Source organism: Pleomorphomonas oryzae DSM 16300 (assembly GCF_000422965.1).
GTDB lineage: Bacteria > Pseudomonadota > Alphaproteobacteria > Rhizobiales > Pleomorphomonadaceae > Pleomorphomonas > Pleomorphomonas oryzae.
The window spans coordinates 221,829-236,599 of record NZ_AUHB01000006.1; the positions used below are offsets into that span (position 1 = coordinate 221,829).

Genomic DNA, 14,771 nt, shown 5'->3' on the forward strand with positions numbered 1-14,771 from the left:
AAAAAGACCCGGGCTTTGACGGCCCGAGTCCCGATTTTTATGGACAACTGGCTAAAGTTGCCTCAGTGCGCGGTGATCGACGTCAAATCGCCCGCTTCAGCATCAGCCACCGGCGCAGCCGCCGGTTCCTTCGATTCGTCCCACGAAATTGGCTCCAGCGGCTTCACCAGAGCCACCTTCAGCACGTCATCCATATGGGCAACCGGGATGACTTCCATGCCGTTCCGGACGTTCTCGGGAATGTCGGCAAGGTCCTTGGCGTTCTCGTCGGGAATCAGCACTGTCTTGATGCCGCCGCGATGGGCTGCGAGCAGCTTCTCCTTGAGACCGCCGATCGGCAGCACGCGGCCGCGCAAGGTGATTTCGCCGGTCATGGCAACATCGTGACGCACCGCAACGCCGGTCATCACCGACACGATGGATGTGACCATGGCGATACCGGCCGACGGACCATCCTTGGGCGTTGCGCCTTCCGGCACGTGCACGTGGATGTCGCGCTTGTCGAACAGCGGCGGCTCGATGCCGAAATCGATGGCCCGCGAACGGACATAGGAAGCCGCCGCAGAGATCGATTCCTTCATCACGTCCTTCAGGTTGCCGGTCACCGTCATGCGGCCCTTGCCAGGCAAGCGCACGCTTTCGATGGTGAGCAACTCACCGCCGACTTCGGTCCAGGCAAGACCCGTGACGACGCCGACCTGGTCGGTGCCATCCGCCTCGCCATGCCGGAAGCGCGGCACGCCGAGATACTGTTCGACTTTCTCCGGCGTCACCGTGATCGACTTCACCAAGCCCTTCGACTTCTGAAGTTCGGTCACCGCCTTGCGAGCAAGCGACATCATCTCGCGGTCGAGGTTACGAACGCCGGCCTCACGCGTGTACTGACGGATCACCGTGCGGATGGCGTCGTCGGTGATCTCGTATTCGCCGGGCCGCAGGCCGTGGTCGGCGATCGATTTCGACAACAGGTGCCGCTTGGCGATCTCGACCTTTTCGTCCTCGGTGTAACCGGCGATCCGGATGATCTCCATACGGTCCATCAGCGGGCCGGGGATATTCAGCGTGTTGGCCGTCGTCACGAACATCACGTCCGAGAGGTCGTATTCCACCTCCAGATAGTGATCCATGAAGGTGTGGTTCTGCTCGGGGTCGAGAACCTCCAGCAGGGCCGATGACGGGTCGCCGCGGAAATCCATGCCCATCTTGTCGATCTCGTCGAGCAGGAAGAGCGGATTGGACTTCTTGGCCTTCTTCATCGACTGGATGACCTTGCCGGGCATCGAGCCGATATAAGTGCGGCGGTGACCGCGGATCTCAGCCTCGTCACGCACGCCGCCCAGCGACATGCGCACATATTCGCGGCCGGTCGCCTTGGCGATCGACTTGGCGAGCGAGGTCTTGCCGACGCCCGGAGGACCAACGAGGCAGATGATCGGCCCCTTCAGCTTGTTGGCCCGGCTCTGCACCGCCAGATATTCAATGATGCGTTCCTTGACCTTGTCGAGGCCGAAATGATCCTCATTCAGGACCGCCTCGGCATAGGCGAGGTCATCGCGCGTCTTGGAACGGGCCTTCCAGGGGATACCGAGAATCCAGTCGAGATAGTTGCGGACAACCGTGGCCTCGGCCGACATCGGCGACATCTGGCGCAGCTTCTTCAGCTCAGCCGTCGCCTTCTCGCGCGCTTCCTTGGAGAGCTTGGTGCGCTTGATACGCTCCTCGAGTTCGGCAAGTTCGTCCTTGCCTTCCTCGCCGTCGCCGAGCTCCTTCTGGATCGCCTTCATCTGCTCGTTGAGATAGTACTCGCGCTGCGTCTTCTCCATCTGCCGCTTGACGCGGCTGCGGATGCGCTTTTCCACCTGCAGGACAGAGATCTCACTCTCCATCAGGCCGAGCACGCGCTCGAGCCGCTCGACCACCGACTTCAAGGACAGGACGTCCTGCTTCTCGGAGATCTTGACGGCCAGATGGCTGGCGATGGTATCGGCGAGCTTGGCGTAGTCGTCGATCTCCTTGATGGTGCCGAGCACCTCGGGAGAGACCTTCTTGTTCAGTTTGACGTAGTTGTCGAACTCGACCAGCACGGAGCGGGCCAGCGCCTCGACCTCGACGCGATCACTCTCGACCTCTTCGATCGGGCGAACTTCGGCCTCGAAATAGTCGGTGCGGTCGATGAAATTGATCACCTCGGCCCGGCGAGCGCCTTCGACCAGCACCTTCACCGTGCCGTCGGGCAGCTTCAGGAGCTGAAGCACCGTTGCGAGCGTGCCAACCGTATAGATGTCGGCAGAGGCAGGATCATCATCGGAAGCGTTTCTCTGGGTCGCCAGCAGGATCTGCTTGTCGGCCGTCATCACTTCTTCGAGGGCGCGAATGGACTTTTCGCGGCCGACGAACAGCGGCACGATCATGTGCGGGAAAACGACGATGTCGCGAAGCGGCAAGACAGGGAAGACGTCCCGTTCGGCGCCGGTCGCTGGAGTGGATGCGGCCATGGGGTGGTTTCCTTTCTGGTGGCCCGCCGGTTCAGCCTGTAGGCACCGGCGTCCGTCGCACGCGGTTTTCGGCAAGGGCCGCCGACCGAATCATCGGAAGGCCCTGGTTCGGCAACGGGTGAGAGGATCGAAGGGATTGATCCGCTGCGTGGCCGTCCGATCCGCCCCATCATGGGCGCGAAGCCAGACGCCTTCCCGTTTCCGTCGCCGCCGCGTAAGCGGATACATGGATCGCGGCGACTGTGCTTTCAAGGCCTTGACACGAAAGCGTCATTGGCCCGACGCACGACGCTCCCGACCCTCAGGGCCGGGAAAACGGACGGCAAAAACTCCATCGCCGTCCGAAGAAATCTGTCAGGCACCCGTGCCCGTATCGTCGAGGCGCTCGCCGTAGACATAGATCGGCTTGGCCTTGCCGCCGACGACATCGGCGGAAATCACCACTTCCGTCACATCCTCAAGGTTCGGCAGCTCGTACATGGTTTCGAGCAGGATGCCTTCCATGATCGAGCGGAGGCCGCGAGCACCGGTCTTGCGGTCGATCGCCCTGCGGGCAATCGCCGACAGCGCGTCTTCCTGGAAGGAGAGCTTGACGTTCTCCATTTCGAACAGACGCTGATACTGCTTGACCAGGGCGTTTTTCGGCTCGGTGAGAATGATCACCAGGGCCGGTTCGTCGAGATCCTCCAGGGTGGCAAGTACCGGCAGACGACCAACGAATTCCGGGATCAGGCCGAATTTCAGCAGATCCTCAGGCTCCACCTGGGCGAACAGCTCGCCGGTACGCCGATCCTCGGGAGCGGTCACCTGCGCCTGGAAGCCGATCGACGTCGACTTGCCACGCGCCGAGATGATCTTCTCAAGGCCGGCGAAGGCGCCACCGCAGATGAACAGGATGTTGGTGGTATCGACCTGCAGGAATTCCTGCTGCGGATGCTTGCGGCCACCCTGCGGCGGCACCGAAGCGACGGTGCCTTCCATGATCTTCAACAGCGCCTGCTGCACACCCTCGCCCGATACGTCGCGGGTAATCGACGGGTTGTCGGACTTACGAGAAATCTTGTCGACCTCGTCGATGTAGACGATGCCGCGCTGGGCACGCTCGACATTGTAGTCGGCCGCCTGCAGCAGCTTCAGAATGATGTTCTCGACGTCCTCGCCGACATAACCGGCCTCGGTCAGCGTCGTCGCGTCGGACATGGTGAACGGCACGTCGATGATACGGGCCAGCGTCTGGGCCAGCAGCGTCTTGCCCGAACCGGTCGGGCCGATCAGCATGATGTTCGACTTGGCCAACTCGACGTCGTTGTTCTTCGACGCGTGGTTGAGGCGCTTGTAGTGGTTGTGAACCGCCACAGCCAGCACCTTCTTGGCCTTATCCTGGCCGATAACGTAGTCGTCGAGCACCTTACGGATTTCCGAAGGCGTCGGCACGCCATCCCGCGACTTCACGAGATTGGACTTCGACTCCTCACGGATGATGTCCATGCAGAGTTCAACGCATTCATCGCAGATGAACACCGTCGGTCCCGCGATGAGCTTGCGGACTTCATGCTGGCTCTTGCCGCAGAACGAACAGTAGAGGGTGTTCTTCGACTCGCCGCTAACCTTGGTCATCCAATCATTCCCGCTCGGTTGACGGACGGCCCATCTCCCGCCCATGGGCGGGTGCCGGACCGAACCTTCCTTCTCGAACCCTTCCTCAGTGGTCGAATCCGCCGAAACCACCACCTACGCATGCTGCGCGATAAGGACTCAAGATAGCTTTAACGTACCGATCTCAAAGCGCCGCCGCCAACGGCGCCGGCAAACCTGTTTCTCAGGGCAGTTCAGGAACCGCCCGCTTCGCGATGACGTCGTCGACAAGACCAAACGCCTTGGCCGCCTCCGCATCCATAAAGTTGTCGCGTTCAAGCGCCTCTTCGACCACAGCAAGATCCCGGCCGGTGTGGTGGACGTAGATATCGTTGAGCCGGCGCTTCAGTTTCAGGATCTCCTGAGCGTGCAGCATGATATCCGCCGCCTGACCACGGAAACCGCCCGACGGCTGATGAACCATGATACGGGCGTTAGGCAGCGAGAAGCGCATACCCGGCTCACCGGCGCAGAGCAGCAACGAACCCATCGACGCCGCCTGGCCGATGCAGAGCGTCGCCACCTTCGGGCGGATGAACTGCATGGTGTCGTAGATGGCAAGGCCCGCCGTCACATAGCCGCCGGGAGAGTTGATGTAGAGAGAGATCTCCTTATTGGGGTTCTCCGACTCCAAAAAAAGCAGCTGCGCGCTCACCAGCGTCGCGACGCCATCGTCGATACCGCCAGTAATGAAGATGATCCGCTCCTTGAGGAGGCGCGAGAAAATATCATAGGCACGCTCGCCACGGTTCGTCTGCTCGACGACCATCGGGACCAGTGTGCTCATGGTGAAATCGACAGGATCCTTCATACGTTCCCTCGGCTTTCGACGGACGAACCGCTCTTTCCAAACCCCTCTTTGGGCTTTGTGGAGCAGCGGTGGCGTCGCCTGCAAATCACTCTTGCCGTGATCGTTACATCCCAACCCGGCACTTGGCTACACCAAAGCCTCTGAATTTTCGATGCATGGTGTACGGCTTTCCTTGCCTCAGTGAGCTTGGGGACACTCCCCACAAAAGCCACTTATGCATCGCCGGCAAACTCTGCAAGCGGTCGGAACCACACGCAGGGCTGACAGCCACAAAACGCAACGGGCCGGGGCGTCGCCGCCCCGGCCGCGGAATTTGTCATAGGCGATACGGAGAAACCGATCAGACGGCTGGCTCCTCATCGTCCTTGAACAGCTCTTCCTTGCTGACCGTCTTGTCGGTGACCTTGACGAGGCCGAGAAGGACGTCGACCACCTTCTCCTCGAACACCGGCGCCTGCAGCGAGGCGAGAGCGTTGGCGTCGCGACGGTAGAAATCGAAGACGGCCTTCTCCTGGCCGGGGAACTGGCGGGCACGCTCGATCAGGGCGCGCTGCAGTTCCTGCTCGTTGACCTGCACCTTCTCGCGCTCGCCGAACTTCGACAGCACGAGACCGAGACGGACGCGGCGTTCGGCGATCTTGCGATAGTCGGCGCGGGCCTTTTCCTCGGTGGTGTCTTCATCTTCGAAGGTCTTGCCGGCGGACTTCATCTCGGCTTCGACCTGACCCCAGATGGCGTTGAATTCCTGCTCCACCAGCGTTGCCGGCAGATCGAAGGAATACTGGGCGTCGAGAGCGTCGAGCAGCTGGCGCTTCACCTTCTGGCGGGTCTGGCCGCCGTTCTGGGACTCGATCTGCTGCTTGACGATGTCCTTCAGTGCATCGAGGTTGTCCATGCCGAGCGTCTTGGCCCAGTCGTCGTCAAGCTTCAGTTCGCCGGGAGCGGCAACCTCAAACACTTCGATGTCGAAGGTCGCCAGCTTGCCGGCCAGATGCTTGGCCTGATAATCCTCCGGGAAGGTCACTTCGATGACCTTCTTGTCGCCAACCTTGGCGCCGATCAGCTGCTCCTCGAAGCCGGGAATGAAGCGACCCTGGCCGAGGAAGATGGCGGCACGGTCGTCGGCGCCACCGTCGAAGGGCTCGCCGTCGATCTTGCCCAGATAAGAGATGGTCAGACGGTCGCCGTTCTCGGCGGCGGCGCCTTCCTCACGGGCGACGTAGGAACGCGCGCCCTCGGCGATCTGGGTCAGGCGTTCTTCGACTTCCGAATCGGCAACCTCGACAACCGGGCGCTCAATGGCGATGCCATCGACCGGCGCCAGCTCGAACTCCGGCACGATCTCGTAGGAGAGGTCGTAGGCAAGATCGAGATCACCCGACAGGATCTTCTCGGCATCTTCGTCGGAGAGCTTGATCTGCGGCTGCATCGCCGCCTTCTCGGAGCGCTCTTCGAGGGCCTTGTTCGAGGTCTCACCGATCACGTCGTTGACGATCTCGGCCATGGCCGACTTGCCATAGAGCTTCTTGAGGTGAGCCTTGGGAACCTTGCCCGGGCGGAAGCCGCGGATCTGGGCACGGCCCTTCAGATCCTCGAGATAGGCGTCGAGCTTTTCAGCGAGTTCGGAGGCCGTGATGACGATCTTGAGCTCGCGCTTCAGGCCTTCGGTCGAGGTTTCAGTCACCTGCATGGATGTGTTCTTTCGTCTCTGATCCCAAGAACGCCCTTGGACCGTTCCGGCGGTTTTCCCTGCCGATTCGATCCGAAGAAGCGGTTCAATTCTGTCTTCACCACCGGCGGGACGCCACGGAGGCGTACCTGACACCGACCGCATCACCCTCGATCACGGCGGGCCGATCTGGTGCGGGCGAAGGGACTTGAACCCCCACGGCTTTCGCCACTGGAACCTAAATCCAGCGTGTCTACCAATTCCACCACGCCCGCGATCCAACCGCGCCGACCATCGCCTCCGATGCTCGAAGCGGGGTCTCCATAGCAAACTTCCCCGCAGGCACAAAGCAAAAAGGGGAGGATTCGTGTTGAACCTCCCCTTTGGTCGAGTTTGCCGGCTTTGTGGGGCTCAAGGCGCAGGCTGAGCGGCAGCGGAAGCCGAGGTCAACGCGGCGCTCAGAAGATCGAAGCTGTCGCGCCCGGATGCCTGGGCGAGCCCGGCCACGGTGTCTTCCGCCGACTTCACTTCAACGCCGATCGCCTTGAACCGTTCGCTGATCGTCGCCTCATCGGTGCGGGCCAGCGCGGCCAGCGCCGTCACCGAGGCGTTGTTGAGCGCATTGAATGCCGCCATGCGCGGATTGCCGCCACTCGAAGCGCCCGCGCCTTCATAGGCAAAGGCGCCGGCGGCAACGAGGCAGACGACGGTCGACACCCACATCGCCGAGCGTCGGAAATAGCTCACGAGCGTTCGCCAGTTGCGCCAGACGTGCAACCCGAAGGGCACGATGAGGAACATCGAGAGGATTTCGTGCATCTCGCGGAAATATTGATTGCCGACACCGAAGAACAGCGCAACGCCCGAGACGAGCGAGATCATGAACAGCCACGTCGTGAGCGGCGTGGCGTAGCGCAAGAGGACATCTCTGATAGACATAATGTGGACTCGATAAAGGAAGAAATCCGATGGAAACCCAGCCCCCTGGGTTCCTCTTCTTCCTATCACTCCACCTTACTCCGATCTTCTCGAGAGGGTGCCGAAGTGTATCAAACGGTATCGGTCGCAGCCTTGCGCTTGCGGCTCGCTTTACGTGCCTTCTCTTCGGCCTTGGCCGCCTCGCTCCGTCTGGCGACCCCGACCGCTGCACGACACCACTCCAGGAACTCGTCCTGCTCGTCGTAGAGCCGTTCCGGTGCGCGCCAATAAGGCATTTGCACCGTGCGGCCATCCTTGGTCGTGTATTCGAACTGCGGACACTCCTCAGCGACGAAGCGCCCCCGCGTCTGCTCATCGACCTTGAAATAGAGACTGCCGTCGATCTCCAGCGCGAACACTATGCCATCCTGGTAGATGGAGAGGCCGCCGAACATCTTGCGGAAGGTCACGCCGCCCAGCGGCTCGGTCAGCTCGCGCAGAAATTCCCTGAAGCCATCGTCCGCCATGATTGTCCCCGCCATCTAGCGACAGGAACATAAAGCGAACATCAAGCTCTGTCGAGTCCCATCTGCCAGAAGGCGGCCTCGAGTCGGCTCGCTTGCGCGAAGATGCTGGCGAGCTGGCGAAAGCGTGCCGGTCCCACCTCGCCGCCGGAAAGCGCGTCGAGATGGCTGATCGTAGAGACCGCCATCAGCTGGTAGCCATCGCCGGCATACTCAGTAATCCACGGCGCATAGGGATTGCTGTTGGCGAGCGCACCGGGAATAGCAGCGAGCCGGCGCGCGATCACCGCGTAACCGATCATGCAGGGTGCCAGCGCGACGTGGAGGTCGAGAAGATCGCCACGGACGCCCCAGTCGAGCACGAAGCGCGTGTAAGCGGTCGTCGGCATGTCTTCGTCGGCCCCTTCGAGATCGGCCGGGGCCAGCCCCCAACCGGCGCAGTATTTGACGTGAAGCGCCATCTCGCCATCGAGAATCACTCGAAGACCATCAAGGCCGTAGCGCATCTCCTCCATCGTCCGGCCCTTGTAGGCGGCAAGCGCGTAGGCACGGGCGAACTGGATCAGGAACAGGTAGTCCTGAACGAGATAATGCCGAAAGGCCGCCTCCGGCAGGGTGCCGGCCGCCATCATCTCCACGAAGGGATGTTCGACATAGGTACGCCAATCGTCGGCGCTTGCCTCGATGAGACGGTCGAACAAGGTCATCCGTTCTCTCCCCGTGCCCAGGCGGCCTTGGTCTCAGCCTTGAAGTCCTCGAAGCAGCCCGCCTCGATGGCGTCGCGGATGCCCTGCATCAGCGACTGGTAGTAAGCGACGTTGACCCAGGTGAGCAGCATGGCGCCGAGCGCCTCGCCGGTGCGCACGAGGTGATGGATGTAGGCGCGCGAATAGTCGCGGGCCGCCGGACAATTCGACGTCGGATCGATCGGACGCGGATCCTCCATGTGGCGGGCGTTCTTGAAGTTGAGTTTGCCGAAGCGGGTATAGGCCAGGCCGTGGCGGCCGGCCCGCGTCGGCATGACGCAGTCGAACTGGTCGATACCACGCGCCACGCTTTCAATGATGTCGTCGGGCGTGCCAACGCCCATCAGGTAGCGCGGCTTGTCGCGCGGCAGGATCGGATCGACCACATCGATCATCTCAAGCATCACCGCCTGCGGCTCGCCAACGGCGAGGCCGCCCACCGAAAAGCCCTCGAAGGGCATGGCAGAGAGCTCAAGAGCGCTAGCCTCGCGGAGGGCGGGCACGTCGCCCCCCTGAACGATGCCGTAGAGCCCCTGCCCTTTCTCGGGCCCGCCCATCGCCTCGAACTGCCGACGCGACCGCTCGGCCCAGCGCAGGCTGAGCCGCATGCCGCGTTCCACTTCCTTGGGCTCGGCCGGCAGGCGGACGCATTCGTCGAGCTGCATCTGGATATCGGAGCCGAGCAGCCCCTGAATCTCGATGGACCGCTCGGGCGTCAGCTCGTGGCGGCTACCATCGATATGGCTCTGGAAGGTGACGCCATGCTCGTCCATTTTCCTGAGCTGGGCGAGCGACATCACCTGGAAGCCGCCGCTGTCGGTCAGGATGGTCTTGTCCCAGGTGGAGAACTTGTGCAGGCCACCAAGCGCCGCCACCCGCTCGGCGCCCGGCCGGAGCATCAGGTGATAGGTATTGCCGAGAATAACGTCGGCGCCGGTCGCCTTCACGTCGTCCATGAACATCGCCTTGACCGTGCCGAGCGTGCCGACCGGCATGAAGGCCGGCGTGCGGACGATGCCGTGCGGCGTGACGATCTCGCCGCGGCGCGCCCGACCGTCGGTCGCAAGCAGGCGAAAGGAAAAAGGCTGGGTCATCGGCGGTGCTTTCAGCAATAGGACGGCCGTCCCCGCGCATCAACGCAAGGATCGCCGCCCGCCAATAGCGAAAAACACCGTCGGCAACAACGGCTGTCAGAGACCGCTTTGAAATTCGCTCCGGTGAGTCGGCTGGCCCGGCTTTCGAGAACCGGAGCGCAGCGGACATTTGGTCCGTGAGCACCGGAAGCGCAGACAAGTCGGGTCAGACGGCCGCCGGAGTAGAATTCCAATCGGTCTCTCAGCTTCGAAGCAACCGATAGATCGCCGGAATGACCAGCACGGTGAGCAAAGTCGACGACGCAAGGCCGAACAGCAGGGAGATGGCCAGCCCCTGGAAGATCGGGTCGGTGAGGATCACCGCCGCACCGATCATGGCAGCCAGTGCCGTCAGCAGGATCGGCTTGAAGCGGATCGAACCGGCCTCGATCAAAATGTCCGCAAGCGGCCGGCGCGCAACATGTGCCACGCCCTCCTCATCGGTCACCGTGACCTCACGGGGTGCATGCCGGATGAAATCGACCAGCAGAATCGAGTTGCGCACGATGATGCCGGCCAGCGCGATGAAGCCGATCATCGACGTTGCCGTAAACGGCGCGTGGAACAGCCAGTGTCCGCCGAGGATACCGATGAAGGTGAGCGGGATCGGCGTCAGGATCACCAGCGGCAGCTTGAACGAGCCGAACTGCGCCACGACCAGGATGTAAATGCCGAGGATAGCAATGGCGAAGGCGGCGCCCATGTCGCGGAAGGTCACCCAGGTCACTTCCCACTCGCCGTCCCACAGCAGCGTCGACCGGCTCTCGTCGGCCGGCTGGCCATGCAGCGCGACCACGGGCTTTTGCAGCCCGGTCCAGTCCTGCCGGTCGAGGGCGTTCTGCACTGCCAGCATGCCATAGAGGGGCGCCTCGAAAGTGCCAGCCAGCTCGGCCGTCACCATCTCAGCGAAGCGGCCATTGTGACGGAAGATCGGAAAGGAGGCTTTTTCCTCGCTCACCCGCACAACATCGCCAAGCTCGACGACGCCACGATCGCCCGGCAACACATTGGCGGGGATAGGTGTGGTCAGCGCCGCTTCATCGAGCACCTTTTCGCCTTTCGGCCGCTCAACGACGATGGGAATGGCTGCTCGGCCGCCGCCGCGGTGCGAATAGCCAACCGTCGACGCGCCGCCCAGAATGGCCAGCGTATCGAACACATCGCTTTCCTCGACGTGAAAGAAGTCGAGATCGTCGGTCGAGATCGTCGTCCGGAGCCGCCGCGCCGGCACGCCAAAGGAATTGTCGACATCGACGATGAACGGCACCTCGCGAAAGGCCGCTTCCACTTTCTCAGCTGTACGACGGCGCGTGTCGGCGTCGGGGCCGTAGATTTCGGCGAGCAATGTTGCCATGACCGGCGGCCCGGGCGGTGGCTCGACCACCTTGAGCGACGTACCAGCCGGCACCGTCAGCGCCATGACTCGCTGACGCAGATTCACAGCGATCGCGTGCGACGCCCTGTTGCGCTCGCTCTTGGGCGTCAGGTTCACCTGCACGTCGCCGAGCTGCGGTTCGGCACGCAGGTAGGAATGGCGAACTAAGCCGTTGAAATTGAACGGCGCGGCCGACCCGGCGTGTGTCTGGGCTGACATGACCTCGGGCAGATCAAGTGCTGCTTTCGCCACCGCCTGCGCCACCGCGTCGGTCGCCTCGACGGACGAACCTTCCGGCAGGTCGATGGTGACGGCAAGCTCGGCCTTGTTGTCGAAAGGCAAGAGCTTCACCGTGACGTGCTTGGTGTAGAACAGCGACAACGAACCGAGCGTCAGCACGCCGACAGCCAGCAGGAAGGCAAGGCTCCTGCCCTTGCTCGCCAGAATCGGCCGCGCTACGGCGGCATAGGCTCGTCCGAGAGGGCCACCCGCACCGTCACCGTGATGAACAGCCGGCCCCTTGCCGGCAACCTTCAGCATCAGCCAGGGTGTCACGATTACCGCGACGAAGAAGGAGAAGATCATTGCGGCCGAGGCATTGGCCGGAATGGGACTCATATAGGGGCCCATCATGCCGGACACGAACAGCATCGGCAAAAGCGCTGCCACCACGGTCAATGTCGCGACGATGGTTGGGTTGCCCACCTCGGCGACAGCGGCAATGGCTCCATCGCGCCGGTCCCGATCCGCGCCTATGCCCCAATGGCGGGAGATGTTTTCGATAACGACGATGGCGTCGTCGACCAGGATGCCGATCGAGAAGATCAACGCGAACAACGACACTCGGTTGAGCGTGTAGCCCATCACCTTGGCCGCGAACAACGTGAGTAGAATGGTGACGGGAATGACGACTGCCACGACGACCGCCTCGCGGAAGCCGATCGCCACCCAGACCAGGGCGATGATCGACAGCGTCGCGAGTCCCAAATGGAACAGCAGCTCGTTGGCCTTCTCGTTGGCCGTCTCCCCATAGTCGCGCGTCACCTCGACGGCGAGGCTATTCGGGATAAGGCTACCCCTGAGGCTTTCGACGCGCGTTAGGACGTCGTGCGCAACTGTCACCGCGTTGGCGCCCGCCCGCTTGGCAATGGCCAGTGTTACCGCCGGCAATCGCTCGACCGAACCGTCGGCTGCCTTGCGGACGGTTGATACATAGAGATCGGCGGTGTCCTGGACGAAAGAGACGTCGGCAACGTCGCGCACATAGACGGGACGGCTGTCGCGCGTCGTGAGCAGGAGGTTGGCGATTTCGGCCGGCGTCTGCAGCGTCTCGCCGGCAACCACCTGGATTTCCTCGCCACCGCTCCGAACCGTGCCGGCTGGAAACGACCTGTTGGCGGCAGTGACCTTGCCCGACAACTGCTGCAGCGTGACACCATAGAGAGCGAGGCGAGCCGGATCCGGCGCAATGCGAATGGCATCGCCGGTTTCTCCGACCAGATAGGTCAGGCCGACGTCGTCGACCTTGGAGATCTCGCTGCGCAGTTCCCTGGCGACGCGCGTGAGGTCGGCAGCGGTCACCGAGGCGGCCGCTTCCGGCTTCGGCGATAGCGTCAGCGTCACGATCGCGACATCATCGATCCCACGGCCGACGATACGCGGCTCGGCAATGCCAACAGGAATCCGGTCGAGGTTGGCGCTGATACGGTCATGGATGCGCAACACCGCCGCGTCGGCCGAGGTCCCCACCAAGAACCGGGCGGTGACCATCACCTGTTCGTCATGCGTCTGCGAATAGACGTGCTCGACGCCGTTGATGGCCTTCACGATGGTTTCGAGCGGCTCGGTGATCAGCTTTTCGGCGTCCTCGGCTTTGAGGCCGGGTGCCGACACGTGAATGTCGACCATCGGCACCGAGATCTGCGGCTCCTCTTCGCGTGGCAACGTCACGAGAGCAACGAGGCCAACGGCGAAGGCGGCCAGCAAGAACAACGGCGTCAGCGCCGAACCGATGAAGGCGCGAGTGAGAGAACCGGCGATACCGAGTTTCATGGCAATACCACCGCGTCGCCGGCGGCAAGACCGGTCAGAATTTCCACATTGTCGCCTTGGCGTTCACCAAGCACCACAGTGCGATCGGTCTCCTGGCCACCCGAGGCAACGCGCACCGTGTCGATACCGGACCGACCGGCGACGGCTTTTGCCGGCACCAGAATGGCCTGCCGCATACCGACGGGCACGCGCACCAAGAGACGCGCGTCAACGAACTCGGTTGGCAAACCCGGCACCTCGACATCGGCGGTGACGCGACCACCCTCGATTTGTGGATAGATCTTGGCGAGTTGCCCTTCCAGGGTGCCGGTCGCCGTTTCGACGGCAAGCGAGGCGCCCTGTTTCAGGAGTGCGGCGTGACGTTCGGGAATGGAAAGACGCAAAAAGAAACCGCCGCCGCCCAGGGTGACGACAGTCTCGCCTGCCATCACCACCGAGCCCTTGGTGACCGGAACGGTGAGAACCTTGCCGTCGGCGGGGGCGAGCACATCCCCTTCGGCGCCCTGCTGAACAACCACCTGCCGCTGCGCCTCGGTGGCGGCGATCTGGTTGCGGAACACGTCGACCTGCGTGCGCAGCTGATCCAGCCGCTGGCTGGTGGTGACGCCCTTGTCGACCAGGGTCTGGCCACGCACCAGCTCGGCCTGCGCATTTTGCAACTGCGCATCGAGCGCCTTCAGTTGCGCGTCGAGCGATGACACCTGAAATTCAATCTTGTCATCGCGCACCACGGCAATGCGCTGTCCGGCTTTCACCGCGTCGCCTTCGGACACGTCGAGCGACACCAGCGTCCCGCCGACGCGAGCCCGTGCGGCGAGACTGTCGCGCGCCTCGACGCGGCCGTAGACCGCCTTCCACTCCGGAACGGCAACCGGCTGGACAACCAGCGTGCCTGCCGCAGCCGATGAGGCAACGCAGAACAAAGCAAATCCGGCAAGGAAAAGGCGCATGACGACCCCCAGATTAGAAGGCGCTACCAGGCTTGACGCCAAGCTTGCGCAGAACGATCGCCGCCGGACAGAAACCAGTGAAGGCCGACTGAATGAGGTTGAAGCCGACAAAAGCGGTCAACCACACGAAATACGGCGAGACAAAAGTGGTGAGCAGCAGCGAGATCAGCAGCACGCTACCGGCGAAGGCGAGAACGGCACGATCGAGGGTCATCGGACATCTCCGTTTAAAGAGTATATTATAATATTCTTATATACAGGGAGGCATGAACAATGCAAGTCTTTCGATGGTATGGGCCGCGCACCAGCCAAGGCGCAGCAAGGGCAATCAAAAATATCCACGAGGCTGAGACACTCTCGAGGTTCTGTCAATCAGACCTCAGACGAGAAACGTCAATTTGTGTAGTCATTTCATCAGGATAAATCGAAAGACCGGCATTCGGCACGCCCCTCGATCCGCCAA

General features: G+C 62.3%; 11 protein-coding genes and 1 tRNA gene. All 12 read right to left on the bottom strand.

What is annotated here, in order from left to right; translation table 11 throughout:
• Positions 1–62 precede the first annotated feature (62 nt).
• The gene (lon, locus tag G522_RS0112200) at positions 63–2,495 is read right to left on the bottom strand and encodes an endopeptidase La (protein WP_026791294.1); all 2,433 of its coding nucleotides are present in this window, start codon (positions 2,493–2,495) and stop codon (positions 63–65) included.
• A 354-nt stretch (positions 2,496–2,849) separates the two neighbouring features.
• Positions 2,850–4,112, bottom strand: a complete 1,263-nt coding sequence (gene clpX / locus G522_RS0112205; protein WP_026791295.1) for an ATP-dependent Clp protease ATP-binding subunit ClpX — start codon at positions 4,110–4,112, stop codon at positions 2,850–2,852.
• Positions 4,113–4,314: 202 nt separating this feature from the next.
• Positions 4,315–4,941, bottom strand: coding sequence for an ATP-dependent Clp protease proteolytic subunit (locus G522_RS0112210; protein ID WP_026791296.1), 627 nt, complete (start codon positions 4,939–4,941; stop codon positions 4,315–4,317).
• Positions 4,942–5,281: 340 nt separating this feature from the next.
• Positions 5,282–6,631, bottom strand: a complete 1,350-nt coding sequence (gene tig, locus G522_RS0112215; protein ID WP_026791297.1) for a trigger factor — start codon at positions 6,629–6,631, stop codon at positions 5,282–5,284.
• Positions 6,632–6,800: 169 nt separating this feature from the next.
• Positions 6,801–6,885, bottom strand: a tRNA-Leu gene (locus tag G522_RS0112220).
• A 136-nt stretch (positions 6,886–7,021) separates the two neighbouring features.
• Entirely contained in the window at positions 7,022–7,549 is a 528-nt protein-coding gene (locus G522_RS0112225; RefSeq protein ID WP_036839042.1) for a DUF4405 domain-containing protein, read from the bottom strand.
• A 110-nt stretch (positions 7,550–7,659) separates the two neighbouring features.
• On the bottom strand, positions 7,660–8,055 hold the full coding sequence (locus G522_RS0112230; protein WP_036839044.1) for a TfoX/Sxy family protein: 396 nt from the start codon (positions 8,053–8,055) through the stop codon (positions 7,660–7,662).
• A gap of 41 nt (positions 8,056–8,096) precedes the next feature.
• Positions 8,097–8,759 (bottom strand): thiaminase II, encoded by a 663-nt coding sequence (gene tenA / locus G522_RS0112235; protein WP_026791300.1) that lies wholly within the window; start codon positions 8,757–8,759, stop codon positions 8,097–8,099.
• The gene (gene tgt, locus G522_RS0112240; RefSeq protein WP_026791301.1) at positions 8,756–9,892 is read right to left on the bottom strand and encodes a tRNA guanosine(34) transglycosylase Tgt; all 1,137 of its coding nucleotides are present in this window, start codon (positions 9,890–9,892) and stop codon (positions 8,756–8,758) included. The genes tenA and tgt overlap by 4 nt, the downstream gene beginning before the upstream one ends.
• A gap of 241 nt (positions 9,893–10,133) precedes the next feature.
• A complete protein-coding gene (locus tag G522_RS0112245; protein ID WP_026791302.1) occupies positions 10,134–13,358 on the bottom strand; it encodes an efflux RND transporter permease subunit in 3,225 nt (1,074 codons plus the stop codon).
• On the bottom strand, positions 13,355–14,308 hold the full coding sequence (locus G522_RS0112250) for an efflux RND transporter periplasmic adaptor subunit (RefSeq protein WP_026791303.1): 954 nt from the start codon (positions 14,306–14,308) through the stop codon (positions 13,355–13,357). Before G522_RS0112250 ends, G522_RS0112245 begins: the two co-directional genes overlap by 4 nt.
• Positions 14,309–14,321: 13 nt before the next feature.
• Entirely contained in the window at positions 14,322–14,522 is a 201-nt protein-coding gene (locus G522_RS0112255; protein ID WP_026791304.1) for a YgaP family membrane protein, read from the bottom strand.
• Positions 14,523–14,771: the final 249 nt, after the last annotated feature.